Here is a 23056-nt window from a genome sequence, read left to right on the forward strand (position 1 = left end):
GTGCCATGGCTGGCACCCCCACGCTCACCCGGAGTGCCTGCGGCTCGTGGCTGCGCGCCTGGCTGCTCGGCGCGCTGCTGCCCTTCGCGATCGCCGCGCCGATCGCGGTGATCGCACGCGAGGTGGTGACCTACGCGCTCGACCGCGGTCACCTGCCGACGCTCGATGCCGGCTGGCTTGGCGACGTCGTGTCGCTGGTGCTGATCGTCGCGTCGGTCGCGCTTGCCGTCCAGGGGACCGTGATCGCCGTCATGGCGGTCGCCGAGCGAAGCGGACCCAAGCCGCCGCCGGCGTGGCTGCTGGCCGGCGTGGTCGCCACCACGCCCCTGGTCCTGTACATGCTATGGCCGAACCAGCAGGTGCACATGCTGTACGTCCTTTCGGTCTATGCCCTGGGCATGATCGGCGGGGCAGCGGGGCGACGCATCCGGCACGGAAGGGAATGGGAATGAGCGGGCGCGTCCTCCTGATCGTGGGCGGCGGCATTGCCGCCTATAAGGCGTGCGAGCTGGTCCGGCAGCTGCGCAAGTCCGGCATCGCGGTGAAGTGCGTGCTCACCGAGGGCGGCACCCATTTCGTGACGCCGATGACGCTCGCCGCGCTCAGCGAGTCGCAGGTCTACACGACGCTGTGGGACCTGAAGGACGAGGCCGAGATGGGTCATATCCAGCTGAGTCGCGAGGCGGACCTGGTGGTGGTGGCGCCTGCGACCGCGGACCTGATAGCAAAGATGGCGGCAGGCATCGCCGACGATCTGGCGACGACGCTGTTGCTGGCGACCGACAAGCCGGTGCTGGCCGCGCCGGCGATGAACGTGCGGATGTGGCAGCACGCCGCGACCCGCCGCAATGTCGCCCAACTCCGGGCCGACGGCCTCACGGTGATGGAACCCGATGAAGGCCCGATGGCGTGTGGCGAATATGGCCCCGGACGGCTGCCCGAACCCGAGGCGATCCTTGCCGCGATCCGGCAGGCGCTGGAGCGCGGGCCGGCGCGCGGCCGCCTGACCGGCCGCCATGTGCTGGTCACCGCCGGGCCGACGCATGAGCCGATCGATCCGGTGCGCTACATCGCCAACCGCTCGTCGGGAAGACAGGGCTTCGCGATCGCCGAGGCGGTCGCCGAACTCGGCGCCACGGTGACCTTGGTGTCGGGACCCGTGGCCCTTCCCACCCCACGCGGTGTGCACCGCATCGATGTCGAGACCGCCCGCGAGATGGCTGAAGCGGTCGAGGCTGCCCTGCCCGCGGATGCCGCCATCATGGTTGCAGCCGTCGCCGATTGGGGGGTGGACGCGGCGCTTCAGAAGATCAAGAAAGGCGATGGTGGCCTGCCGCCCCTGGCGTTGCGCGAAAATCCGGACATTCTGGCGACGATCGCCCGGGGCCCGCGCCGGCCGAAGCTGGTCGTCGGCTTTGCGGCCGAGACCGAGAAGGTGGTAGAGCATGCCACGGCGAAACGCGCCAGAAAGGGTGCCGACTGGATTGTCGCGAACGATGTATCGGGGGATGTCATGGGAGGTGATGCGAACACGGTTCACCTGGTCACGCCCGACGGCGTGGACCATTGGGAAAAGCTGCCCAAGCGCGAGGTCGCGAGACGGCTGGCGGATCGGATCGCCGATGCGCTCTAGTCTCATCCTGCTCCCGCTGCTGATGGCGGGCTGTGCGACCATGCCGGCCGGTCGCGAGGTCGCCGCGGCCCCGCCCGAGCCCAAATTGCATGTCGAACGGTTCGGCGAGACTCGCCCGGCCGAGGTGCGGACGCTGGTCGTGGTGATCCATGGCGACGCGGTGACCGGATCGCGCGGTGACGAATATGCTTTTGCCGACGCCGTCACGCGCGCCATTCCGCGCAGCGCGGCAGTCGCGATCCTGCGCCCGGGCTATGACGATGCCAAGGGCAGCCGCTCGATCGGCGAGCGCGGATCGGCAACCGGCGACAATTTCGCGGGCGAGCAGCTCAGCGCCGTTGCCGATACGGTCCAGCTGCTGCGCCGTCGCTATCCTGCCGCACGCGTGCTGGTCGTGGGCGATGCGGGCGGTGCCGCGATCGCCGCCAATCTCGCGGGCCTGCGCCCCGGAATCTTCGACGGCATGGTGCTGGTGGGATGCCCCTGCACCCTGCCCGAATGGCGCGCGCATATGGCCAGGGCGACGACCGATCCCGCATGGAAGCAGCCGGTGGCCAGCCTCGATCCGCTGAAGACCGCCGGCGGCGTTCGCCCGCCGCTGCGCGCCGCGGTGCTGGTGGGCGAGAAGGACCGGATCACGCCGATCAAGTTCTCGCGCGCCTATGTCGAGGCGCTCAGCCTGCGGGGCATCGCCACCGACTATCGCATCGTGCCGGGCAAGGGCCATAACCTGCTCGGCGATCCCGAAGTGCTTGCGGCGACGTCGCGGCTGGCCGCGTCGCTGGGTGGAACGTCCTGAATGTCCCCGATTTCGATTGAAGTTCAACGCCTGCCCCATGGCGAGGACCTGCCCCTCCCCGCCTATGCGACGGGCGGCGCCGCCGGGATGGATGTCGTCGCCGCCGAGGCGATCGTGATCGCACCCGGCGCGCGCCATGCGGTCGCGACCGGGTTCGCCATGGCGATCCCCGAAGGCTATGAGGTCCAGGTGCGCCCGCGATCCGGCCTCGCGCTGAAGCACGGCGTCACCTGCCTCAACACGCCTGGCACGATCGACAGCGACTATCGCGGCGAAGTGAAGGTGATCCTGGCCAATCTGGGCGACCAGCCGTTCGAGATCGCACGCGGCGATCGCATCGCTCAGTTGGTGCCGGCTCCCGTGCTGCGCGCATCGCTGACGCTGGTCGACACGCTCGATGCAACCGAACGCGGCAGCGGGGGTTTCGGATCGACCGGCCGATGATCGTTGCCGCAACTCTCGCACTCGCCCTGCTTGCGCAGGATGCCAATATCGACTGGGCGGCGCTGCCCGGCCTGCCCTACCGCGCGCCACCCATCGTGACCCCCGGCATGAACGAATTCGCCGCGCGGGAAGCGGTCAGCCGCAAATGCCCGCTCCCCGACCCGTCGGGGCCGAACCAGACCATCTCGGTCGACATCGCGGTGCTGGTCGATGCCTCCGGCGACGTTCGCACGGTGGTGCCCAAGGCGATCGATTGCGCCACCGTCGAGCAGTTCGCGGCGGGCCTCGCCGCAGGCTTTGCGCGCGGCAATCTGCTGCCGCGTGCCGGTGCCGCGAGCGAGCAATGGTACCGTACGACGGTGACGTTCAGCTGGCGCAAATGACCCTCAGCGACGCCGAACTCGAGCGATATGCGCGGCATATCGTCCTGCCGGATATCGGCGGCGGCGGCCAGATCCGGCTTCGCCAGAGCCACGCGCTGCTGATCGGCGCAGGCGGGATCGGATCGCCCGCAATCCAGTATCTGGCGGCCGCCGGGGTCGGCCGGATCACCGTGGTCGACGACGATATCGTGTCGCTGTCCAACCTTCAGCGCCAGACACTATATGCGACCGAGGAAACCGGCCAGGCCAAGGTCGACGCCGCCGCCGCCGCGGTCGCTCGACTGAACCCCGGCGTTGATTTCTCGGGCATTCGCGAGCGGATCGATGCCGCAGGCGCGGCGCGGCTGCTGGCCGAAACGCGACCGGACGTGGTGCTCGACGGATCGGACAATTTCGCGACGCGCCTGGCGGTCGCCGACGCGGCATATGCGCTGCGAATTCCGCTGGTGTCCGCCGCAGTTGCCGAATTCGAGGGCCAGCTGGGGACGTTCCGCGGCTGGGAGGGCGACAAGCCCTGCTATCGCTGTTTCGTCGGGAACGACCCCGAGCGCGCCGAGGTCAGCTGTTCGGAACAAGGGGTGCTGGGCGCGTTGACCGGCGTGATGGGCAGCCTGGCGGCCCTTGAAGCGATCCGCATGCTCGCACCGTTCGGTGAGGACAGCGCGGGCAAGCTGCTGCTGGTCGATGCGCTGGCCCTGCGCTTCCGCACGCTGCGCCTGCCCAAGGATCCGGGATGCCCGAACTGCGCGGCCTGACGATCATCGTCGCGACGGGGGATGGGGAACGCTTCCGCGCGGCGCTCACCCTGGCGGCCGCGCATGCTGCGCTGGGCGGACGGACGCGGGTTTATCTGCATGAAGGAGCGGTCCCGCTGATCGCGACCGGGGATGCTTTGCTCACGACCGCAATGGAAATCGGGGCGACGCTGATGATCTGTCAGACGGGGATGGCGGCGTCGGGCCTGGACGCCCGCGACCTGCCATCAGGAGTTGAGACCGGTGGACTGGTAGCGCTCCTGGCTGATCTGGGCGAGGACCGGCTGACGACGCTCTGACCCTCGACTCGGGTCAACAGCGCCTCATCCGCAGCAGGTCGGCAAGCGCGATGTCGGATTGCGCTTCGATCGCGAGCATCGCGGCATAGGGATCGCCGGGCAGACCGAGGACCTTCGCGAAGGCCGGCTCGGTCTTCAGCCCCTCGCGCCGCGCTGCCATCACCGCATCCCGCAAGCGATCACCGCCCAGCCCGAGCAGCCGGCGCTCAACCATGAAGTGCCGCCAGCCTGCTTGTGCGACCACCGGTTCGGCACTCGCGAACAGTTCGAACGCCCACCCCTGCGCGCGGAAGCGGGCGATGACCGGCCGGCCACCGCTTCGCCACTGATGCATGGCGAAGCCCTCATATGCGGCGAAGGCGGACCAGACGATGCGGCAAAAGGCGTCGGCGTCCGTCGCGTGGCACAGGACATCGATATCGCTGTCGGGCAGGTCGAGCCCAAGCGGCGGCGTGCCTGCGACATGCGGATCGAACGCCGCCAGCGCAGTCAGCACGCCGCTATCCTCCAGGGCGTCGCGATAGCCGGGACGCGTCATCCCGCCCGTGCCTCGCGAGGCTCAGCCGAGCGTCTTGATCGCGAACTCGCGGACCGCCGAACCGATATCCTCGCGCTGCAGCGCGACAGCCAGATTGGCCTGGATGAAGCCCGCCTTGTCGCCGCAGTCATAGCGGGTGCCGGCGAAGGTGACGCCGTGGAACGGCTGGCCCTCGATCATCTGCGCCATCGCGTCGGTCAGCTGGATCTCGCCGCCGGCGCCCTTGCCCTGCCCCTCGAGCACGCGCATCACCTCGGGCTGAAGGATGTAGCGTCCGATCACTGAAAGGTTCGACGGCGCGGTGCCCGGCGCCGGCTTCTCGACCAGCCCCTTTACCTCGGTCAGCGCACCATCGGCGGCGCCGGGGGTGATGATGCCATAGCGATGCGTCTGGTCGTCGGGCACGATCTCGGCACAGATCAGGTTGCCGCCGACCTTGTTATAGGCGTCGACCATCTGCTTGAGGCAGCCCGGCTGCCCCATCATGAAATCGTCCGCAAGCAGCACCGCGAAGGGTTCGTCACCGACGATGTCGCGCGCGCACCACACGGCGTGGCCCAGACCCATCGGCTCCTGCTGGCGGACATAGGCGATCGAGCCCGGCTTGAGCCGCGTCGCGTCCAGCACCTCCAGCGACTTGCCGCGCGACGTCATCGTCGTCTCGAGCTCATAGGCGATGTCGAAATGGTCCTCGATCGCGCTCTTGCCGCGGCCCGTGACGAAGATCATCTGCTCGATGCCAGCCTCGATCGCCTCGTCGACGGCATATTGGATCAAGGGTCGATCGACGACGGGCAGCATCTCTTTCGGCATGGCCTTGGTCGCAGGCAGGAAGCGCGTTCCGAGCCCGCCCACGGGAAATACTGCCTTACGAAGCGGCTTGAACGACATGAGGGTCTCCTGATCGTCGCGATGACGAAGTGGCCGCACAAGCGGCTCGTTGGACGATTGTTGGTCGTGAGTTGAGGTCGCGGCCGTTTCGGCGCTCAGACGAGTGTCCCGCTAAGCTCCACGGTTCCAGCGGACAGGGTCAAGCTGCCTTTGGTCCCGGCCTGCAGCGCAGCGACCGCCTGAGTACCGGTAACCAGGGCTGCCTGGGCCGAAGGGATGATGCCGACCGTGCCGGCCATCACCGTACTTGCTCCAGTCCCGATCAAAACCTGCCGGCGGTCCATGACGTCATCCCCATGCTGTCCCTCGTCTCCATCGTATAGGATATATGCGGCAGTGCACCAAGACTCATCTTGCCATCATCGAACCAGAAACAATTTGGAAACATAAGCTAATTTTCTCAACCGTTTCGATGTCGCAATGTCGTGATTCCGCGCCGATCCCCCGTGACAATCTGATGACGGTAAAATAAGTGATCATACTAGGTGCGTAACGAGGGGAAGCTCCCAATGGCCGGGTTCAACATTCTCAACATCATCGGCGACGACTGGAACGACTCGGGCGCGCTGTTCGGCGGGATCAAGATGTCCGTGGTCGACAAGGGGTCCTTCTCGACGTCGCGCTTCCTGGAGTTCGCGCTGAACGGCGCACCGATCTATCGCGTGCTCAAGAGCGGCGAAACGGTCATCAGCACCGCGTCCGGCACCTCGCTTGGCGGTATGGCGCTGCGCGGCGGCGCGGGAGAGATGGCGCTGACCTCGCAGATTCACCCGGCGACCGGGGCGCCTGCGGATGTGCTGCGCTATTATTGGGAAGGCACGCCCGGCCAGGTCGCGGTCATCCGCGGCATGGGCACCGATCGCCTGTCGATCGAGAGCAGCGGCGCGATGGTCCATATCGCCCAGAATAGCCGCTATGAATTCGAGGGTTATGGCGCGCCGCGCCTCTCGTTCGTCGGCTACGAAGCCGGATCGGCGATCGGCAAGCCGATCGACTTCAACAATCTGGGCCAGACGCCGACCCGAGCGAATCCCGTGGTTTCGGTTTCGACCAGCAGCCCGGATGCGGACCCGCTGCACATCGGCACCTATAACGGGCAAACTTGGACGACCACGGCTCGCTTCCGCGCCAACGGGCAGCTCAACACGCCCGGCGTCATCGCGCTGGCGCCGACCGGCGCGCCCCGGGGTTTCGCAGCGCAAAACTCGGCGGAAAGCGCGGCCCGCCTCTTTTTCGGCATCGACGCCTTCGACACCGCGTTCATCGGCGCCGGCCCCGGAGTCTCCTCGCTCGACAGCTTCATCTTCCGCGCGGGCACGAACATGTGGAGCTATGGCGGCACCACCGCCGCGTTCCCGGCGATCAAGCGCGCAGGGACCGCGTTGCAGGCAAAGCTGGCCACCGACAGCGATTTCGCGCCGCTGCAAGGCAAGCTGACCACGCACAATGTCGCTGCGACTGGCACCATCACGCCGAACCGCACCCTCACCCTCTATGATGCCGCCGGAGTCGCCTACAAGGTGCCCTGCGTCGCTGCCTGAACGGACAACTGTCATGACCGCCAAGATCGTGCTGGAACTCGACGATACCGAGTTCCGGACCCTGCTCGCACTGCTCGACGTCGCGGTCCGCGCCAATGGATTGCGCGCCGCCAAGGATGCTATGCCACTCACTGCCAAGATGGAGGCGGCCTATCTGGTCGCCCATCCCGACGCTGCAGAGGCGGTGGAGTAAGCCGTTGACATCGTTGCCGCCCGGGTGAACAGCCGGGCGGGAGCGGGCTTCCCGGCGCCGCAAGAGGACTTGGCGCGGACATGTGCGGCATCAACGGTATCTTCGCGTGGCATGACGACGCCCCTGCGGTCGACCGTGCGGAGCTGGTGCGGACGCGCGACCGCATGGCGGCGCGCGGCCCTGATGGAACCGGCGAATGGCTGTCGCCGGACGGACGGATCGGTTTCGGCCATCGTCGACTGGCCATCATCGACCTGTCGGACGCGGGCCTCCAGCCGATGGCGAGTACCGACGGGCGACTGACGCTGGTCTTCAACGGCGAGATCTATAACTACCGCGCCCTGCGCGCCGAGCTCGAGGCCAAAGGCGTTCGCTTCGCCAGCGAGTCGGACAGCGAGGTGATCCTGCAGCTGTATGCGCGCGAGGGCGCGGCGATGATCTCGCGGCTTCGCGGCATGTTCGCGATCGCGATCTGGAATGCGGAGACGCGCGAAATGCTGTTCGCGCGCGATTCGATGGGGATCAAGCCGCTTTACTGGCATGATGACGGCGGGACGATCCGCTTCGCCAGCCAGGTGAAGGCGCTGGTCGCCGGCGGCGCAATCCGCGGCGGGATCGAGCCGGCAGCGCTGACCGGATTCTATCTGTGGGGCAGCGTTCCCGAGCCCTGGACGATCCGCGAGGGCGTCTTCGCCCTGCCCGCCGGCCATATGATGCGGGTAAGCGCGTCCGGCGTCGACGCACCGAAGCGCTATCACTCGGTCGCCAGTGCCTGGCGCAACGCGGAGCGGTCCGGCGAGACGGTCGGTGACGAGGCGATCGCCGCCGCTCTGGCCGACAGCGTCGCGCATCATCTGGTTGCCGATGTGCCCGTCGGATGCTTCCTGTCGGCAGGGGTCGACTCTGGCGCACTGCTCGGCCTGATGCGCGATGCCGGCGCACAGGATGTGCAGACCGTTACGCTGGGCTTTGACGAGTTCCAGGGCCGCCATGACGACGAGGTCAGCCTGGCAGCGCAGGTCGCCCGCCATTACGGCATGCCGCATACCGTGCGCACCGTGGGAGAGGCCGAGTTCCAGGAAGACCTGCCCAAGATCCTCGATGCGATGGACCAGCCCTCGATCGACGGGGTCAACAGCTGGTTCGTCAGCAAGGCGGCGCGCGAACTGGGGATCAAGGTCGCAGTGTCGGGCCTTGGCGGCGACGAGCAGTTCGGCGGCTACCCCTCATTCCGCGACCTGCCGGCCTGGACCCGTCGCTTTGGCGTCGCACGACCGTTCGGCGCGATCGCCCGCACGCTGCTGACCGGCATCGGAACGCAGCGGCTGGGCCTTAATCCCAAGGCTGCGGGCATGCTCGAATATGGCGGCAGCTGGGCTGGCGCCTATCTGCTGCGCCGGGGCATCTTCATGCCGTGGGAACTGGAAGCCATGATGGACCGCGACCTGCTGCGAGCGGGTCTTGCTCGACTCGGGCCCGACTTCGGCGTCGGCACGGCGTTCGACGTCACCCCCGACAGCGATTTCGGCAAGGTCGCAGCGATGGAGGCGTCGCTGTACATGCGCAACCAGCTGCTGCGCGATACCGATTGGGCGAGCATGGCGCATGGCCTGGAAGTGCGGGTGCCGCTGGTCGATGCGGTTCTCCTGGACCGGGTCGGCCCGGCGATGGTCGGCCCCAATGCGGAAGCCGGCAAGGGCGCGCTCGCACGGGCGCCGAAGCGCCCCCTGCCGGACGTCATCGTCAACCGGCCCAAGACCGGGTTCGGCACGCCCGTCGGCAGCTGGGCCCGCAAGATGATCGCGGGCAGCACCGCGCCGCCGCTGGTGAGCGGCGCGAAAACACCATGGGCACGCCGCTGGGCTTTCCATGTGGCGTCGCAACAGGCATGGAGCGGCCAAGACGCCGCCCCCCGTGTGGCGGCCTGACCTCGGGGCAATTCAGTTGAGCATCGATTCGCAAAAGATCCTGGTGATCGAGCCCGGCAGCGGGCGTCGCCGCTATTGGCGTGACCTGTGGGAGTATCGCGAACTGCTCGCGATCCTCGCCTGGCGCGACGTCGCCGTTCGGTACAAGCAGGCGGTGATCGGCAGCGGCTGGGCGGTCGTGCGCCCGCTGCTGACGATGCTGATCTTCACCTTCATCTTCGGGATGATCGCCAGGCTGCCCAGCACGGGAAGTTCGCCCTATCCGCTGATGGTGCTGGCGGGCATGCTGCCCTGGCTGCTGTTCGCGGGCGTGATGACCGAGGCTTCCAACAGCCTGATCAACAACGCGTCGCTGGTGGGCAAGACCTATTTCCCGCGAGTGATCATTCCGATCGCGACCTGCCTGGTCGCGCTGGTGGATTTCCTGATCAGCATGGCGATCTTCGTCGTGATGTCGCTGTGGTACGCCTATGTGCCGGACTGGCGGATCGTCTTCTTCCCGCTCTTCACGCTGCTGGCGCTGCTCGTCGCGATGGGCCCGGCGCTGCTGATCTCGGCATTGAACGTGAAGTATCGCGATTTCCGCTATATCGTGCCCTTCATGGTCCAGATCGGCATGTATGTGACGCCGGTGGGCTTCAGCAGCTCGATCGTGCCGGAGAAGTGGCATCTGCTCTTCTCGCTCAATCCGATGGTCGGCGTGATCGACGGGTTCCGCTGGTGCATGCTGCGCGGCGCGGAACCGCTCGACTGGGTGTCGCTTGGCATCAGCCTGACCGTCGCGGTTGTGATGATGGTGGTCGGCATTCTCTATTTCCGGTCTACCGAGAAGACCTTCGCGGACATTATCTGATGGAAAACGACGCCGTCATCCGCGCCGAGGGCCTCGGCAAATCCTATCGACTGCTGCATCGCGAGCAGGGTCTGCAATATCGCGCACTGCGCGACACGCTGGCCAAGGCACCGGCGGCGCTGGCCCGCAAGCTGACCGGACGCGGGGGCGCAGGCCAGAGCACCGAAACCTTCTGGGCGGTCAGCGACCTCGATTTCGAGGTGAAGCAGGGCCAGGTACTGGGCATTCTGGGCCGCAACGGCGCTGGCAAGTCGACCCTGCTCAAGCTGCTGTCGCGCATCACCGAGCCGACCACGGGTCGTGCCGAGATCCGCGGCCGCGTCGCCAGTCTTCTGGAGGTCGGTACCGGCTTCCATCCGGAACTGACCGGGCGTGAGAATATCTATCTCAACGGCGCGATCCTCGGGATGCGCCGCGACGAGGTGAAGCGCCGCTTCGACCAGATCGTCGATTTCGCCGGTGTCGAGCGGTTCCTCGACACGCCGGTGAAGCGCTATTCCTCTGGCATGTATGTCCGCCTCGCCTTTTCGGTCGCGGCGCATCTCGAGCCCGAGATCCTGATCGTCGACGAGGTGCTGGCGGTCGGGGACCGCGACTTCCAGAAGAAGTGCATCGGCCGCATGAGCGAGGTGTCGAGCGAAGGCCGCACCGTCGTCTTCGTCAGCCACAACATCCATATCCTGCGCGACCTGTGCACGCACGGGCTGGTCCTGCAGAACGGCCGCAAGGTCTTTGCCGGCGATATCGGCGCGTCGATCGAACATTACACAAACGCCAGCGCCGAGGCGGGCGAGAAACATTATCCCGGCGACAAGCTGGTCAGCCGCGTGTCTGCACGTCAGGACGGCGATACTTTGGTCTTCGAATGCGACTATAATGATCGCGAGGGCGTGCTGGATGTGCCGAGCTTCGGCATTATCGTCCACGACAGCGACGGCCGTCCCGTCTTCGGGCACAACCCGGTGCTTGAAGGGACCTATTCGGGTCTCGCCTATCCCAAGGCCGGCACGGTTCGTGCCACGGTTCGTCAGCCCCGGCTGCTCGACGGATCCTATCTGGTGTCGATCTTCCTCGGCGACGCCTACACCACTTATTTCTCCGAAGAACATTGCGTCACGCTGTCGGTGGAAGGGATGGTCGATGCCTATCAGCTTCCGCCGGGCCGAGTGGGGCCGGTCTATCCGCTGGCCGATTACGAGTTCATCGGCGAAGGCATCCATACCCGGATGGCGGCGGCGGCCGGACTGAGATGACCCTGTCCTGCCCCGGCTCAGCGGAGCGACGCGCATGACCCGCCGGCTGGTGATGTTCACCGACTGCTACCCCTATTCGAACGCCGACGAATGGAAGCGGTTCGAGCTGGAGATCTTTGCCGAGCGGTTCGACGAGATCCATGTCGCATCGCGACTGGCTTTGACCGACATGCCCGATCCGCTCGTACCGGGGAAGGTCAACATCCTGCCGCCGGTCTTCGCCAAGGGCGGACAGACTCGTGCATCCGACCTGGCCGCGCTGGCGCTGCTCGCCCGGCGGCCCGGCCTGTTCGATTCCGGCCTGTCGCGGGGACGGCTCGGCTATCTGCGCTCCTCGCTCCGCGACGTGGGCGCAGTGCTGGCCAGCGACACCTGGCGGCGCCATGTCGCTCCGCTGCTGTCCGGCAGCCACCTCTATTTCTTCTGGGGTCGGGGCTATGCCGATATCCTGCCCTTCCTGAGCCGGGACCAGCAGCTCGCCTCGCTGGTGCGGATGCACCGCTACGATCTCTATCCCGAGACCAATGGCGGCTATATGCCCTTCCATGCCTCGATCGTCCGCGCCGCGGGCAAGCTGGCGCCGATCTCGGAGGACGGGGTGAGCGACCTGTCGCGGCGCTTTCCCGATCAGGCGCGCAAGATCGAGTGCCTTCGGCTCGGCACCAACCCGGCGACGATGGGCCCGCGTCGCAAGGATGGCGTGCTCAAGCTCGTCTCCTGCGCCCATGCGAAGCCGGTCAAGCGCCTGCACCTGATCGCCGAGGCGCTGGCGCATGCGACGGTCCCGGTCCACTGGACGCATATCGGCGACGGCCCCGAACTGGCGCGGCTGCGCAACGTGGCGAAGACGCTGCCCGACAGGGTGACCGTCGACCTGCCCGGCGCGATGCTGCCGCGCGACGTGCCGGCAAGATATCAGACCGAGCCCTATGACCTGTTCCTCAACGTCAGCGAGAGCGAAGGCGTGCCGGTGTCGATCATGGAGGCCATGGCGGCCGGAATTCCCGCACTCGCCACCGATGTCGGCGGCACCCGCGAACTGGTGGCCCGTGACACCGGCATCCTGGTTGCCGCGGACACGTCGCCGACCGAACTCTGGCAGCGGCTTGCCCGCTTCGCCGCTCAGGACGATGCCCTGACCGAGGCCATGCGAACCGCCAGCGCCGCACTGGTCGCCGCCCGCTACGATATTCGCGCCAACGCACGCCGCGTCGCCGATGCGATCCTCCAGTTGCCGGTGGCCGCATGACGCTGATCGTCGACTATGATGCCGGCAATATCGGATCGGTTGCCAACATCTGCAAAAAGGCAGGCGGCAGGACCGAGATCTCGTCCGATCCGGACCGCATCGCGGCCGCGGGCAAGCTGATCCTGCCCGGCGTCGGCCATTTCGGACGCGCCATGGCGCGACTGAACGACAGCGGCATCCGCGCGGCGCTCGACGCCGCGCACGACCGCGGCGTACCGATCCTGGGCATCTGCCTGGGCATGCAGTTGCTCACGAAGCACAGCGAGGAAGGCGATGCGGACGGTCTCGGCTGGGTCGACGCGGTCACGCGCCGCTTCGTTCTGCCCGAACCGCTCAAGATTCCGCATATGGGCTGGAACGAGGTCGCGTTCACCCGGTCCGACGTGCTGACCCAGGGAATGGAGGACGAGGCGCGCTTCTACTTCGTCCACAGCTATTATGTGGAGGCGCTGTCGGAGGCGGCGGTCCTCGGCCGCACCGACTATGGCGGCCCGTTCGTGTCCGTGGTGCAGCAGGGCAATGTCTGGGGCTTTCAATGCCATCCGGAGAAAAGCCACCGCTACGGGCTGGCCGTGATCCGCAACTTCCTCGACAAGGTCCCGGCGTTGTGAGGCGCGCCCTGCCTCGCGTCATTCCGACCCTGCTGCTGCGCGGTGAGGGACTGGTGAAGACGGTTCGCTTCGGCGATGCGAAATATGTCGGCGACCCGATCAACGCCGTGCGGCTGTTCAACGACCTCGAGGTCGACGAGCTGATCTTCCTCGACATCGACGCGACGGTGAAGGGGCGCGAGCCCGCCTATGACCATATCGCCGAGATCGCGAGCGAGGCGTTCATGCCGATCTGCTATGGCGGCGGCATCACGCATTTCGACCAGGCGGCCCGGCTGTTCAAGTCGGGGGTCGAGAAGATCGCGCTGACGACCGCGCTGGTCGAAAGGCCCGAGCTGGTCCGTCAGATCGCCGACACGTTCGGCGAACAGTCGGTGGTCGCCGGGATCGACGTGCGCAAGGACTGGCTCGGCCGGCAGCGCGCGATGGTCCGCGCCGGCGGCAGGAAGTCGTCCTACGATCCCGTCACGCTCGCGCGGCGCGCTGCCGAGCTTGGCGCCGGCGAGATCATGCTGACCTCGATCGATCGCGAAGGCGGCTATCAGGGCTATGACCTGGAGCTGGTTCGCGCGGTCAGTTCGGCCGTTCCGGTGCCCGTCATTGCCCATGGCGGCGCAGGCGACCTTGCCCATCTGCGCGAGGCAGTCGATGCCGGCGCCTCTGCCGTGGCCGCAGGCAGCCTGTTCATCTACAAGGGGCCACACCGCGCCGTCCTGGTGAATTATCCGAAGCAGGCGCGATTGCGCGAGTTGCTCGGCGCGAATAGGGCCTGCTGATGTCGAGCCTGAGCTACCGGGTGTGCACGCGATGCGTGATGGACACGACCGATCCGGATATCGTCTTCGACGATCAGGGCGTGTGCAATCATTGCCACGACCATCTGCGCGACATCGCCGCACTGGTCGTGCCGGGCGACGCCGGCCGACGCAAGCTGGAGGGCATTGCCGAGACGCTGAAGCGCGCGCATCACGGCAAGCCCTATGACTGCATCATCGGCGTCTCGGGCGGCGTGGACTCAAGCTATGTCGCCTGGCTGGTCAGGGATCTCGGCCTGCGACCGCTCGCGGTGCATCTCGACAATGGCTGGAACTCGGTCATCGCGGTCAGCAACATCGCGAACCAGATCGAAGCGCTCGACATCGATCTCTACACCCATGTCATCGACTGGACCGAATATAAGGACATCCAGCGCGCGTTCCTGAAAGCGTCGCTGCCCGATGTCGAGGTGCCGACCGATCACGCGATCAACTCGATCATGTTCAAGGTGGCCGAGAAGTTCGGGATCAGCACCGTGCTGCGCGGCGGCAACGTGGTGACCGAAAGCCACCATCCCCCCCGCTGGTCGCAGGGGCATATGGACTATGGCTATATTTCGGACGTCCACCGCAAGTTCGGCAGCGGAAAGGTCAAGACCTACCCGCACCTGAACTTCGTCCAGTTCCTCCAGCTTTATCGGGGCGGCTTCGTCGAGACGATCGACCTGCTGAATTATGCAGATTATTCGCGCGAGAAGGCGCTGGCGCGGATCGAGAGCGACCTGGGGTGGCGCGATTATGGCGGCAAGCACCATGAGAGCATCTTCACGCGCTGGTTCCAGGGTGTGTACCTCCCGCGCAAATTCGATTTCGACAAGCGCAAGATGCACCTGTCGAGCCTGATCTCGACCGACCAGATTACCCGCGACCAGGCGCGCGCGAAGTTGCAGCAGCCGACCTATGACGAAGCGCTGCAGGACGAGGATTGCGATTTCGTCGCCAAGAAGCTGGGCTTCACCCGCGCGGAACTGGACGCGATCATGGCGGCGCCCCCGGCGTTTTTCGAGGATTTCGACAGCTGGACGAAGCGTCTGGACGGACCGCTGTTCACGCTGGCCAAGCGTGCGGCCCGGATGGTCCGCCGAACCCCGGCCTGACGGATCAGGCGAGCGCCTGGTCGTAGATTTCCCTCAGGACCTCGCCGTGCCGCTGCGGGCTGTGCATCGTCGCGATCCGCCGCAGCGCCAAGGCCCCCTTGGTCGCGATCGACGCGGGGTCTGCCAGGATCGTGTCGACTGCCTGCTCCAGACCAGCCTCGAGCACCTCGGAAAAGCGGCGCCGCGCCTCCGCGGTCGCCAGCAGGCCGTTGCCGCGGTCGTCGCGCGGTACCGGGATCATCCATCCCTGGCGGTCGTCGTTGATCTCGGGCAGCGCACGAATATTCGTGGTGATGACGGGGCAGCCCGCGGCCTGCGCCTCCAGCACCGAATAGCCATAGGTGTCGGCCCAGGTCGGCAGCAGGCCGACATGCGCCGACCGCATCAGGTCCAGCACGGCATCGTTCGACAGGCGGACATGGTGCCGGATGCGATCGGGCCACTTCGCGATCAGGCGACGGGCGGCAGCGAGATCGTCGGCTGTCGTGTGCGTGGCATAGTCGCCGTGAGCCAGGGTCGAGACGATTTCGAGTTCGACAGGCGCACCGCGCTCCAGCAGCCGATCGAAGACGCGCAGAACCTCCGCGCCGCCCTTGCGGAAAAAGTCGCTGCCGACCAGGACGAACCGGATCCGATCGCCAGCCGCCGGGGCCGGCTTTGGCGCCTCGACCAGCACCGGCTGCGGCGGGTGCAGCACGACGATCTTGGCCTCGATCTCTGCGGCTACGTCTGGATGATCGGCCAGGACAGCACGCTGGAACGCCGCGGTGCAGTCGGACAGCGCAATCAATCGTCGGCACGGTGCGCCGGCCAGCAATTTCATACCCCAGCCGGTCGCCCAGTCGCGTGTTTCGATCCAGCGCGGCAGCGCGGTCTCGAATGTGGTCACCCATGGTGTATGGTTCAGGCTGACCATGTTGAAGAAGTGCCGCAGATCGCAGTCGCGGCGCCCCCAGTGAAGGTTGGACAGCAACGGATCCAGCCGGTTCGCCGCGCGGTAGAGCGCATGCGTGGGATAGCGAAACAGGTTGCCGGTCCGCACCCGTTCCACATTCGGCGCGGGCGACCCGATGATGTTGCGGAGATTGGCATATTCGCGCTGGGCCCAGCCGACCTTCAGCGGCCGCGGCATCGACACCCGGCCATGCGATTCCTGACTCAATCTCTTACCCCCAGGTGGCGGAACGGCTTAGGAAAAATGCCGTCGCTGCGCAACGCTGGCGGTCCCGCTGGATCGTCGATATAGGCGCGACAAAGGGATTCGAGCCAGATGCGTAGCGAAGACGAGGCACCGCTCAGGATCGCCTATTTCACGGAGTGGGATCCGCACGACGAGACCGGCGTGCTGAACAAGCTGATCGGTCAGGTGGGCCAGTGGAACAGCCTGGGCGCCGAGGCGAGAATCTTCAGCCTGGCGATGCGTCAGGACAGCCAGCCGGCACTGGATTTCGCCAGCCATGGAGAGGTGATCGGTCGCATCCATCGCCGGTCGCTGGAAGCCTATCCCTTCGCGCGCCTGGGCTATCTCAACAAAACGCTGAGCGTCGGCCGGGTCGTGGCCGCGCTGCGCCGCTTTCGCCCCGACGTGATCTATTATCGTCAGCACGGCCCCTGGTATCCCGGCCTGGGACGCATCCTTTCGGTCGCTCCGACCGTCATCGAGATCAACAGCGACGAGCGCGCCGAGCGGGATCTATGGGGTCCGGCGTTCGCCGCGCTTCACCGCGCGACCCAGGGCCGCATCCTGAACGCCGTTTCCGGTTTTGTCGCAGTCACCGACGAGATCGCCTCGGCCTATCGCGATCGCGGCAAGCCGATGGAGATCATTCCCAACGGCTTCTGGGGCGCCGCGGCACCGCTCCCGCCGACAGGCAATGCCGCGCCCGCCTATGTATTCGTCGGGTCTCCCCTCAACGGCGGCGGCAGCTGGCACGGCGCGGACAAGATCGTGGCGCTGGCCCATGCCCTGCCGGACAGCAGCTTCCACATCGTCGGCCTGAGTGAGCAGGATTTCCCCGGCGACGACATTCCGCCCAACCTGATCCTGCACGGCTATCGCACCGGGGACGATCTGTCCGCGATCCTGGCGCAAAGCGATGTCGGGATCGGCACGCTGGCCTTGTATCGCAAGGGGATGGACGAGGCCTGCCCGCTCAAGGTGCGGGACTATCTGATGCGCGGCCTGCCGGTCGTGCTCGGGTATCGCGAGGCGGAAACCCGATTGAACGAAGCCTCCTACACGCTGCAGATCGGCAACACCCCGGACAATGTCGAAACCAATATCGGCGCGATCGCCGGGTTCGGGGATGCCTGGCGCGGACGACGCGTGACCGAGAATCTCGATTTCCTGTCCGGCGCATCGAAGGAACGCCAGCGGCTTCGCTTCCTGGCGGAGGTGCGAAAGGCGGCTGCCCATGGACGCTGAGGCGCGCGGGAAGCACCACATCCTGTACGTGACGGACGGTTTCGCCCCGTTCGTGGTGGGGGGAATGCAGAGCTATTCCAGGCGGCAGCTGGAACTTCTCTCGGCCGCCGGCTATCGCCTCACCTCGATTTCGACGCGGGACAGCGAGCCGCCATCCGGGCTGAGCTGGGAGAATATCTCCCTCCCCTGGCCGCGCCGGACGCTGGCCGATCGGCTCAACCCCTGGCGCTATGTTCAGGACCTTCGTCGGTTCAGCCGCAGCGTCGCGGAAGTCGCGGACCGGCTGAAGCCGGACCTCATCTATTCCGAAGGCCCGCTGGTCGACGCATTGCTTCGCCGCCCGGCCAGGCCAGCCCCGATCATATTCCATCCCCATGCGCTCGATATCTTCCAGGGCCAGGGATCGCGGATCGCCGATATCAAGGCCTGGCCGCTGCGCGGACTGATCGCGGATCACGCACGGCGGGCCGATGCCACGATATCGCTCAGCAAGGCCGGCAGGATCATGCAGATCCTCCAGGACCGGATCGGCGTGCCACGGGCAAGGATCGCGGCGATCCACAATGCGGCCGACCTCCAGGACCTCCGCTCCGCGCGGACCGCACCCAGCGGATCGAGACGATTCCTGTTCGTCGGCCGTGACGATCCGCGCAAGGCACTGCCGATCCTGTTGCAGGCCTTCGGCACGCTGAAGGATGCGACGCTCGATCTCGTCGGCATCGAACCGAGCGCGACCTATCGGTTGGCCGGAGTCACCGCCCACGGCGTGGTCCGGGACGCCGATCGGCTTCGCGAATTCTACGAAGCGGCGGATTTCCTCGTACTGCCCAGTCATGTCGAAGGCATGCCGACCGTCATCCTGGAGGCGTTCGCTGCGGGCCTGCCCGCCATCGTGACCGATGTGGGCGCAAATGCGGATCTGGTCCGACCGGACGAAACCGGCTTCATTGTCCCGCCGCGGGACGTCGAGGCCTTCGCCCAGGCGATGCACGATGCGCTGGCCCTCCCTGCGCAAGCCTATGCCCGCTTTTCCGCCAACGCGCTGGAAAGCGTACGAGGCCCTTTTTCCGCAACTGCGGCTCGTGACCGGCTGCTCGATCTGTTGGACGAGTCGATCAAACTCGCTAAGGACGGCTGATGCCGCAAGCGCCGCGCCTCTATTATCTCGACGACATTCCCACGCCTTATCGGCTCGGGGTCCAGAAACGCATTGCCGAGCAGTGGCCAGGCGCCTTCCAACTGGCCTTTTGCGCGGAATCCGAGCCCGGGCGTGACTGGGAACTCGATTTCGAGGCACTTGCCCCACAATTTCTGGCGGGGAAGCAATGGCGGCCGGCGCGCCAGGTCAATCCGTTCTCGATCAAATGGAATCCGGGCGTCATCGCGTCGCTCGAGGCCTTCCGGCCAGACGTCGTGATCCTGTCGGGCTATGTGCATCCCACCATGTGGCGAGCGGCCCGCTGGTGCCGGCGGAACAATATTCCCTACGCGATCAGCTGCGAGACCAGCGCGCGCAGTTCGGTTACCACCGGCTGGCGCTGGATCGCCAAGCGCGCGGTCGCGGGATGGATGGTCCGCGGCATGGCATTCGGATTGCCGGTCGGCCGGGAAGCCGGCGCATATCTCGCTCGCTTTGGTCCCAGCACCGCGCCGATGCACTTCTTTCCCAACACGCCGGATACCAGCCGCATCGTGGCCGAGGCTGCAGTTCTGACAGAAACAGGCGGGGAGCCTGCGCTTCGGGCTGAACTCGATATTCCCCCCGACGCCGCCATCTTCCTGTTCGTTGGCCGGCTGATCGGCGCGAAGCGCCCGGCCGATGCGATCGCAGCCTTTCGCAAGGCGCGGGGCAACGCGGACGCCATGCTGGTGATGGTCGGCGATGGCGACCTGATGGCTGAGCTTCGCGCCGCGGCAGGCGACGACCCCTCGATCCGCTTCACCGGATGGCTGAAGGACCCGGCGACCATCGCGCGGCTGATGTCGATCGCGACGGCGATGATCCTGCCCTCGTCGCACGAGCCCTGGGGCGCGGTGGTAAATGAATCGATGGCGGCAGGAACGCCGGTCATCTCGTCGGACCAGGTCGGCGCGTCGACGGAACTGGTCGAGGACGGGGTCAACGGGTTCCTCGTGCCGGTCGGCGACGTCCCGGGCTATGCCGCGGCGATCGCCCGCCTGCTGGCCGACCCAGAGCTTGCCCGTGCGATGGGTGCAGGCGCACGCGACAGCGCGATGAGCCAGGGCGAGGATTTCGCCGCGGGCAACCTGATCTCCGGGGCGCTGGCTGCCGTCGGTGTGTCGCCGATCGACCGTCCGGCGGTCCCTGCGGAGTCCGCACATGCAGCCTGACACTGCGCCCAGATCGGCTCACGTCATCGGATCGGGCGCCAAGATGCCCTGGCCGCTGATGGTTGGGATCGGCTCGATGCTGGTCGTGTTCATCCTTGCCACGACCTATAACTCGCCGCTGGCGCGGGCCGCGGGCGCGCTCAAATGGGCGACGCTTCCCTTGGTGATCATGACGGTCTCCGCCACCCTGTATCGCCGACCGATGCCGGCAATCCCGCGCTTCATGGCGATCGTCGTCCTCGCTGCCCTCGCGGCCGGGTTCGTCAGCCTGTGGGGCGCGGCCGATCGGCTGGACAGTGCGATGTCGCTGGTCGTCGTCCTGATCGTGATCCTGTGCGGTTACATCAGTTCTGCCGCGATCGTGGCAACGGACAGCAGGCGGGCCTTTTTCGATCTGGTGGCGATGGTCTGTCGCGTCGTGGTGGTCTTGGGCACGCTCCTCTACCTGGCCGGGATCAATTTCGGCCGTGGCGCCGGGTTTGCCGGCTGGGTCGACAATCCCAATACGCTCGCCTCTTTCCTGGCGCCCGGGCTGGTGGTGCTGGTCGCGGGCTGCATCGAGCGGCGGCCGGGATGGAAAATCTGGTATCTTCCCTTCGCCGTGCTGGGCACGGCCCTGTTGTGGGTGACGGGAGCGCGCGCCAGCCTTGTGTGGTTCGTGATGTCGCTGGGTGCGTTCTTCTTCTATCGCCGCGGGCCGGGCGTGAATGCGATGATCGCCGTCGTCCTCGCTCTGATCCTGCTGATCTGGTGGGAGCAGATTTCGGCATTCGTGACCGATTTCCTCCAGCTCAACGCCAACCCCTATCGCCAGACGGCGCCGGGCCCGCTCAGCGGCCGCGAAGAAGTGTGGCGGATCGGCTGGGATCTGTTCAAGCAGCGGCCTTTCACCGGCTTTGGCATGGGCTCATCCACCGAACTGCTGAACCTGCAGTCCTACAAGTTCGTCCGGCACCAGGGGCTGCACTTCCACTCCTCGTACATCATGGTGCTGGTCGAGACCGGGCTGCTTGGCTTCATTCCCTTCGTCCTGCTTCTGGTCAACACGCTCATACGCGGCTTCGGCGACGCGCGGCGGACGCAGATGCTTCCGCGCGAATCCTGGCCGACGGCGGCACTTCCGATCGTCATCCTGTTCGGTGCGCTGGGCCACGCGACCTTCGAATCCTGGATCATGGCCGCCGGTAACGTGAACACGCCGCTCTTCTGGATCCTGGCCTGGTTGGTTCACCATCAGACCCAGATTCCCGTCCGGGCCGTCCGGATCGTCGAAGCGCCGACACCGCCCGGCGCTGCGCCTCCGGCAGGAATGCTGGCCGCGCAATGAAACTCTTCCTGACGGGGGCGAGCTTCGACCCGAGCTTCGGCGGCCCGGCCTATTCGGTCCCGGCGCTCGGCGCCGCGCTGGCCCGGACCGGTATCACCGTCGGCCTGTGGGCGCCCGACGGCACCGCGCTGACCTCGCCGACGGTTCCGCAACGCAACGGGCTAATGCCGCTGGGCGGCGACCTTCAGGCGGCGATCGGCCGCCTGGGCCGCGCCGACCTGATCCATGACAACGGCATGTGGCTGCCGCACCACCACGCAATCGCCCGACTGGCCCGTGCGCGCGCCATTCCCCGTGTCGTCAGCCTGAGGGGCATGCTCGAGCCATGGGCGATCAACCACCGCAAGTGGAAGAAGAAGCTGGCCTGGGCGATGTACCAGGCGCGCGACCTGCGATCGGCGAAACTGCTCCATGCGACCGCGGATATCGAGGCGACCAATGCGCGAGCGCTGGGACTGAGCGGATCGTGCTGCGTGGTCCCCAACGGCGTCGACCTGCCCAGTCACTCGGCGGCGGACCATCTGGAGCCCGGTCCGCGCGACCTGCGCACCGCGCTGTTCGTCAGCCGGGTGCACCCGAAAAAGGGCCTGCCGATGCTCGTGCGCGCCTGGCACCGGCTGGCGCCAAAGGGTTGGCAGCTGGTGATCGCCGGCCCGGACGAGGACGATCACGCCGCAGAAGTCCAGGCACTTGTCGACAAGCTCGGGGTCCGCGACCATGTCCGGCTGATCGGCCCCATTTACGGCCCCGAAAAGGACGCGCTGTTCCAGACCGCCGACCTGTTCGTGCTGCCGACCTATAGCGAGAATTTCGGCATCGCCATCGCGGAGGCGCTGGCCTATGAAATTCCGGTCCTGACGACGCGCGGTGCCCCTTGGGCGCTGCTCGAAACGCACCGCTGCGGCTGGTGGGTCGATCCGACCGAGGATGCGGTCTTCACCGGCCTGCGCAGCGCGATCGGCCTGTCCGACGACGCGCGGCGGGAGATGGGGCGCAGGGGATCCGCCATGGTAGCGGAGCAGTTCGATTGGGGCGGCATCGCGGTGCAGTTTCAGAAGCATTATTCGGCAGTGCTGGGCTGAATGGCCTTGTCCCCGCTCCCTCCCGGCCAGCCGGTCCCCGATCTCGGCCGCTACCGCGCGCCGCAGTTCACGCGCGGGCGCTCGGCCCTGGTCGAGGCTGTTTGGATGGCGATCCAGACACTGTTCGTGTCCTCATGGCTTCCCGGAAGCGCACATCGCGTGATGCTGTTGAAGCTGTTCGGCGCGCGGATCGGTGCCGGGGTCGTGCTGAAGCCCGGCGTCCGGGTAAAATTCCCCTGGCGGCTGACGGTCGGCGACAACAGCTGGATCGGCGAACGGGCCTGGATCGACAATCTGGCCGAAGTCACCATCGGCGCGAACTGCTGCATCTCGCAGGACGCCTATCTGTGCACCGGCAGCCATGACTGGACATCCCCCGGATTCGACCTGATCACCCTGCCGATCACGCTCGAGCCCGGCGCCTGGGTTGCCGCCCGCGCGATCGTCGGCCCCGGCGTGACCCTCGGCACGGGTGCCGTACTCGGCCTGGGCAGCAGCGCCAGCCGCAATCTCGACCCCTGGACCATCTATGCGGGCGTCCCCGCAGTAGCGGTCCGGACTCGCATTCTCTCCAGAGACTAAGGATCC

Annotated in this window: 26 protein-coding genes; 22 read left to right on the plus strand and 4 right to left on the minus strand. The window is 66.6% G+C overall.

Annotated elements, in window-relative coordinates; genetic code table 11:
* Window positions 1–5: 5 nt before the first annotated feature.
* From TPR58_RS10445 to TPR58_RS10475, 7 genes are read left to right on the plus strand one after another with little or no spacing between them, the layout of a single operon-like run.
* Window positions 6–452, plus strand: coding sequence for a hypothetical protein (locus tag TPR58_RS10445; RefSeq protein WP_346246587.1), 447 nt, complete (start codon window positions 6–8; stop codon window positions 450–452).
* Window positions 449–1633, plus strand: a complete 1185-nt coding sequence (coaBC, locus tag TPR58_RS10450; protein WP_346246589.1) for a bifunctional phosphopantothenoylcysteine decarboxylase/phosphopantothenate--cysteine ligase CoaBC — start codon at window positions 449–451, stop codon at window positions 1631–1633. Before TPR58_RS10445 ends, coaBC begins: the two co-directional genes overlap by 4 nt.
* Window positions 1623–2432 (plus strand): alpha/beta hydrolase, encoded by an 810-nt coding sequence (locus TPR58_RS10455; protein WP_346246591.1) that lies wholly within the window; start codon window positions 1623–1625, stop codon window positions 2430–2432. Before coaBC ends, TPR58_RS10455 begins: the two co-directional genes overlap by 11 nt.
* The gene (gene dut / locus TPR58_RS10460; RefSeq protein WP_346246592.1) at window positions 2433–2876 is read left to right on the plus strand and encodes a dUTP diphosphatase; all 444 of its coding nucleotides are present in this window, start codon (window positions 2433–2435) and stop codon (window positions 2874–2876) included. It begins immediately after the preceding gene.
* Window positions 2873–3259, plus strand: a complete 387-nt coding sequence (locus TPR58_RS10465; protein WP_346246593.1) for a hypothetical protein — start codon at window positions 2873–2875, stop codon at window positions 3257–3259. The genes dut and TPR58_RS10465 overlap by 4 nt, the downstream gene beginning before the upstream one ends.
* Window positions 3256–4014 (plus strand): HesA/MoeB/ThiF family protein, encoded by a 759-nt coding sequence (locus tag TPR58_RS10470; protein WP_346246594.1) that lies wholly within the window; start codon window positions 3256–3258, stop codon window positions 4012–4014. The genes TPR58_RS10465 and TPR58_RS10470 overlap by 4 nt, the downstream gene beginning before the upstream one ends.
* The gene (locus TPR58_RS10475) at window positions 3993–4313 is read left to right on the plus strand and encodes a peroxiredoxin (RefSeq protein ID WP_346246595.1); all 321 of its coding nucleotides are present in this window, start codon (window positions 3993–3995) and stop codon (window positions 4311–4313) included. Before TPR58_RS10470 ends, TPR58_RS10475 begins: the two co-directional genes overlap by 22 nt.
* 13 nt (window positions 4314–4326) lie before the next feature.
* Here TPR58_RS10475 and TPR58_RS10480 read toward each other — a convergent pair whose 3' ends face one another.
* The 3 genes from TPR58_RS10480 to TPR58_RS10490 all read right to left on the minus strand — a co-directional run bounded on the left by TPR58_RS10480 (window position 4327) and on the right by TPR58_RS10490 (window position 6026).
* Window positions 4327–4851, minus strand: coding sequence for a DUF4269 domain-containing protein (locus TPR58_RS10480; protein ID WP_346246596.1), 525 nt, complete (start codon window positions 4849–4851; stop codon window positions 4327–4329).
* A 21-nt stretch (window positions 4852–4872) separates the two neighbouring features.
* Entirely contained in the window at window positions 4873–5742 is an 870-nt protein-coding gene (gene galU / locus TPR58_RS10485; protein WP_346246597.1) for a UTP--glucose-1-phosphate uridylyltransferase GalU, read from the minus strand.
* Window positions 5743–5837: 95 nt separating this feature from the next.
* Complete coding sequence (locus TPR58_RS10490; RefSeq protein ID WP_346246598.1) at window positions 5838–6026, minus strand: hypothetical protein; 189 nt, start codon at window positions 6024–6026, stop codon at window positions 5838–5840.
* Window positions 6027–6251: 225 nt separating this feature from the next.
* Between TPR58_RS10490 and TPR58_RS10495 the strand changes: the two genes are divergently transcribed.
* From TPR58_RS10495 to TPR58_RS10535, 9 genes are all read left to right on the plus strand, one after another.
* The gene (locus tag TPR58_RS10495) at window positions 6252–7283 is read left to right on the plus strand and encodes a hypothetical protein (protein WP_346246599.1); all 1032 of its coding nucleotides are present in this window, start codon (window positions 6252–6254) and stop codon (window positions 7281–7283) included.
* Window positions 7284–7296: 13 nt separating this feature from the next.
* On the plus strand, window positions 7297–7476 hold the full coding sequence (locus tag TPR58_RS10500; RefSeq protein ID WP_346246600.1) for a hypothetical protein: 180 nt from the start codon (window positions 7297–7299) through the stop codon (window positions 7474–7476).
* Between the two features lie 80 nt (window positions 7477–7556).
* The gene (asnB, locus tag TPR58_RS10505; RefSeq protein ID WP_346246601.1) at window positions 7557–9404 is read left to right on the plus strand and encodes an asparagine synthase (glutamine-hydrolyzing); all 1848 of its coding nucleotides are present in this window, start codon (window positions 7557–7559) and stop codon (window positions 9402–9404) included.
* Between the two features lie 16 nt (window positions 9405–9420).
* Window positions 9421–10257 carry an ABC transporter permease gene (locus tag TPR58_RS10510; protein ID WP_346246602.1) on the plus strand — a complete coding sequence of 279 codons (837 nt, stop codon included), beginning with the start codon at window positions 9421–9423 and terminating at the stop codon, window positions 10255–10257.
* The gene (locus tag TPR58_RS10515) at window positions 10257–11510 is read left to right on the plus strand and encodes an ABC transporter ATP-binding protein (protein WP_346246603.1); all 1254 of its coding nucleotides are present in this window, start codon (window positions 10257–10259) and stop codon (window positions 11508–11510) included. The genes TPR58_RS10510 and TPR58_RS10515 overlap by 1 nt, the downstream gene beginning before the upstream one ends.
* 34 nt (window positions 11511–11544) lie before the next feature.
* Window positions 11545–12759 carry a glycosyltransferase gene (locus tag TPR58_RS10520; RefSeq protein ID WP_346246604.1) on the plus strand — a complete coding sequence of 405 codons (1215 nt, stop codon included), beginning with the start codon at window positions 11545–11547 and terminating at the stop codon, window positions 12757–12759.
* Window positions 12756–13370, plus strand: a complete 615-nt coding sequence (hisH, locus tag TPR58_RS10525; protein ID WP_346246605.1) for an imidazole glycerol phosphate synthase subunit HisH — start codon at window positions 12756–12758, stop codon at window positions 13368–13370. Before TPR58_RS10520 ends, hisH begins: the two co-directional genes overlap by 4 nt.
* Window positions 13367–14146 (plus strand): AglZ/HisF2 family acetamidino modification protein, encoded by a 780-nt coding sequence (locus TPR58_RS10530; RefSeq protein ID WP_346246606.1) that lies wholly within the window; start codon window positions 13367–13369, stop codon window positions 14144–14146. Before hisH ends, TPR58_RS10530 begins: the two co-directional genes overlap by 4 nt.
* A complete protein-coding gene (locus TPR58_RS10535) occupies window positions 14146–15282 on the plus strand; it encodes an N-acetyl sugar amidotransferase (RefSeq protein ID WP_346246607.1) in 1137 nt (378 codons plus the stop codon). The genes TPR58_RS10530 and TPR58_RS10535 overlap by 1 nt, the downstream gene beginning before the upstream one ends.
* Before the next feature lie 4 nt (window positions 15283–15286).
* Here the strand turns inward: TPR58_RS10535 and TPR58_RS10540 are convergent, their stop codons facing one another.
* On the minus strand, window positions 15287–16444 hold the full coding sequence (locus tag TPR58_RS10540) for a glycosyltransferase family 4 protein (RefSeq protein ID WP_346246608.1): 1158 nt from the start codon (window positions 16442–16444) through the stop codon (window positions 15287–15289).
* 108 nt (window positions 16445–16552) lie between these two features.
* Between TPR58_RS10540 and TPR58_RS10545 the strand changes: the two genes are divergently transcribed.
* From TPR58_RS10545 to TPR58_RS10570, 6 genes are read left to right on the plus strand one after another with little or no spacing between them, the layout of a single operon-like run.
* Window positions 16553–17707 carry a glycosyltransferase gene (locus tag TPR58_RS10545; protein ID WP_346246609.1) on the plus strand — a complete coding sequence of 385 codons (1155 nt, stop codon included), beginning with the start codon at window positions 16553–16555 and terminating at the stop codon, window positions 17705–17707.
* Window positions 17697–18845, plus strand: a complete 1149-nt coding sequence (locus tag TPR58_RS10550) for a glycosyltransferase family 4 protein (protein ID WP_346246610.1) — start codon at window positions 17697–17699, stop codon at window positions 18843–18845. The genes TPR58_RS10545 and TPR58_RS10550 overlap by 11 nt, the downstream gene beginning before the upstream one ends.
* Complete coding sequence (locus TPR58_RS10555; protein WP_346246611.1) at window positions 18845–20059, plus strand: glycosyltransferase family 4 protein; 1215 nt, start codon at window positions 18845–18847, stop codon at window positions 20057–20059. Before TPR58_RS10550 ends, TPR58_RS10555 begins: the two co-directional genes overlap by 1 nt.
* On the plus strand, window positions 20049–21386 hold the full coding sequence (locus tag TPR58_RS10560) for an O-antigen ligase family protein (RefSeq protein ID WP_346246612.1): 1338 nt from the start codon (window positions 20049–20051) through the stop codon (window positions 21384–21386). Before TPR58_RS10555 ends, TPR58_RS10560 begins: the two co-directional genes overlap by 11 nt.
* Complete coding sequence (locus TPR58_RS10565) at window positions 21383–22468, plus strand: glycosyltransferase (protein WP_346246613.1); 1086 nt, start codon at window positions 21383–21385, stop codon at window positions 22466–22468. Before TPR58_RS10560 ends, TPR58_RS10565 begins: the two co-directional genes overlap by 4 nt.
* Window positions 22469–23050, plus strand: coding sequence for a putative colanic acid biosynthesis acetyltransferase (locus TPR58_RS10570; protein WP_346246614.1), 582 nt, complete (start codon window positions 22469–22471; stop codon window positions 23048–23050).
* Window positions 23051–23056 lie beyond the last annotated feature (6 nt).

The sequence above is a fragment of the Sphingomonas rustica genome (genome assembly GCF_039652585.1).
Classification (GTDB): Bacteria; Pseudomonadota; Alphaproteobacteria; order Sphingomonadales; family Sphingomonadaceae; genus Sphingomonas; species Sphingomonas rustica.